Raw genomic sequence first — 2,511 nt, forward strand, 5'->3', positions numbered from 1 at the left:
CCCTGCTTTTCTGTATTTTTAAATGTTTGCCCGTAAGCTTCTGGGGTGAATCGTTTATCTTTGCACGTTAAACGGTAAAGAAGAACTGCATGAAATCATTGAAATATATTTTGGTGTGCTGTCTGGCAGGGATAGCATTGTCGTTGGGAGCAGCTCAGCGCAAGAATAAAGCGTATGAAGATTACATCCGGCAGTATCACAAAATTGCAGTGGAAGAAATGAAGCGTTATCACATTCCGGCCAGTATCACGCTGGCACAGGGACTGCTGGAGTCGGGAGCCGGACGAAGTGAACTGGCTCGCAAGTCGAACAACCATTTCGGTATCAAGTGTGGACGGAGTTGGGACGGACGGACGGTGCGTGCCGATGATGATGCACCGAATGAGTGTTTCCGGGCTTATCGTCACGCCAAGGATTCGTATCGTGACCATTCCAAATTCTTGCGTACGGGAGCACGTTATGCTTTTTTGTTTCGTTTGAAGATTACGGACTACAAGGGATGGGCGCGTGGCTTGAAGAAGGCAGGTTATGCCACTGACCCGCGTTATGCCGACCGCCTGATAAACATCATTGAACTCTACGACCTGGATCGTTACGATACCAAGAAAGGTTTGGAATGGATAGAAGAATTCCCCAATCCGCATCAGCCGTATTTAGCCAATGATATGGTGTACGTCATCGCCCGTCGGGGAGATACGTTTGAAAAATTGTCGGATGAGTTGGGCATCAGCAAGAAGAAACTGCGTACTTACAACGAACTCCCCAAAGATTATCAGTTTACAGGAGGTGAAATTGTGTATCTGGAGAAAAAACGCCGTCGGGCGACGAAAGAATACATCGTGTACGTGGTAAGGGAGGGAGACTCTATGTATTCTATTTCCCAGAAATTCGGAATCCGTTTGAAGAACCTGTATAAGTTGAATAAGATGGAGCCGGATTCACCGGCTCCGAAAGTAGGCGATATTCTGCGATTGAGATAACCGGCTTATTCGTGGTGATAAGGGCCGTTGTTCAGAATGGTCATGGCCCGGTAGAGTTGTTCCACGAAGATAAGTCGTATCATCTGGTGTGAGAATGTCATCTTGGACAGAGAGATTTTCTCCTGGGCAGCCTGATAGACGGAAGGTGAGAATCCGTAAGGTCCGCCGATGATAAACACCAGCCGCTTGTTTACGGTATGCATTTTCCGCTCTATCCAGTTGGCAAACTCGATGGAGCGGAATTCTTTTCCGTGCTCGTCGAGCAATACTACTACATCACCAGGTTGTAAAGCCTTCAGGATGGCTTCACCTTCTTTCTCCTTCTGTTGGTCCATGCTGAGGTTTTTGGTGTTTTTAAGTTCAGGAATCACTTCCATATCGAATGAGGCATAATGCTTCACACGTTCCACATAGTCGGCAATGGCTGTGATGTAATGTTTCTCTACTGTTTTACCTACAACTAAAAGTACAAATTTCATTGAAACACTTTTTTGATATTGATGGAAAGGTTAGGATTGTCGGGCTGCAAAGTATACGCCTCCCAGTACTAGTGCCACACCCGTTACGGCAAATACCGTAAGCTGTTCCTCAAGAATGAGTGACGCGGCTATGGTGGTGAATAGGGGGTTCAAATAGAGATAGTTGGAAGCTTGAATGGTGCCGAGCTGCTTTAATATAATGTTCCATACGGCAAAACAGATAAGTGAGGCCAGTACTCCCAAAAATAAGAGGTTAATCCATATAATCGGGTTGGTAAATCCGGAAAGAGGGAAATGGAATGGATGCACAAGAAAAGCGGGAAGTCCGGTCAGTATTCCGTAGAAAAACACTTTTCGGGTGATGAATATGGCCGGATAGCGCCCTGACAGTTTACGGATAACCAGACTGTAAATAGCCCAGGAAAGTGCAGCGCATAGGGTGAGAAAATCGCCTAACGGAGAAAGTTTCAATACAAAACTGCCGTTGAAAATGAGTAGGGCAACTCCCAGCAAGGCTATTACCGAACCGGTTATCAGGCGTTTGCCGGCTTTCTCATTCCGGTTGGTAAGTAAAGACAATGCCGTAGTGAGTAGGGGAGTCATGCAGATGATAAAAGCTACGTTCGTGGTCTGGGTCAGACTGAGTGCTGTATTTTCCGTTAGAAAATAGAGGGTTCCTCCTGTAAATCCGGCTGCAAGGAAAAGCAGTTCGTCTTTCCAGTGGTTGGCCAGCAGCCTGTGTGGAGAAATACTCCAGATACCGATATAGGCAATTAGGAAACGAAGAAAAAAGATTTCTTGAGGTGAAAGTCCGTTTTCGATTAGCACTTTCGTTGAAATAAAGGTAGTCCCCCAAACGCCTACTGTCAGTATGGCCAGCAAATGGTATTTGCCTGTGGGGTACTGCGTACAAAATGATAATGACATAAATAATAATAAAATGGGGTGTATACGCTTATCCTGAGGTATTCTACTTTTCATAATTGGAAAAAGTCAAAATACTTGTCGGATAATTGTGTTGCAAAAGTACGAATAAAATTCTACCTTTGCCA

General features: G+C 45.3%; 3 protein-coding genes. 1 reads left to right on the forward strand and 2 read right to left on the reverse strand.

The genetic code is table 11. The annotated features are described in order from the left end of the window. Nucleotides 1-89 precede the first annotated feature (89 nt). Nucleotides 90-980: a glucosaminidase domain-containing protein gene (locus ACMJ0U_RS00400; RefSeq protein ID WP_417127425.1), complete on the forward strand. Its 891-nt coding sequence runs from the start codon at nucleotides 90-92 to the stop codon at nucleotides 978-980. Nucleotides 981-985: 5 nt separating this feature from the next. Here the strand turns inward: ACMJ0U_RS00400 and rlmH are convergent, their stop codons facing one another. Then, nucleotides 986-1,459, reverse strand: coding sequence for a 23S rRNA (pseudouridine(1915)-N(3))-methyltransferase RlmH (rlmH, locus tag ACMJ0U_RS00405; protein ID WP_417127427.1), 474 nt, complete (start codon nucleotides 1,457-1,459; stop codon nucleotides 986-988). Nucleotides 1,460-1,489: 30 nt separating this feature from the next. After that, nucleotides 1,490-2,386, reverse strand: coding sequence for a DMT family transporter (locus tag ACMJ0U_RS00410; RefSeq protein ID WP_417127429.1), 897 nt, complete (start codon nucleotides 2,384-2,386; stop codon nucleotides 1,490-1,492). Nucleotides 2,387-2,511: the final 125 nt, after the last annotated feature.

Source organism: Phocaeicola sp., assembly GCF_048170425.1.
Taxonomy (GTDB): Bacteria; Bacteroidota; Bacteroidia; order Bacteroidales; family Bacteroidaceae; genus Phocaeicola.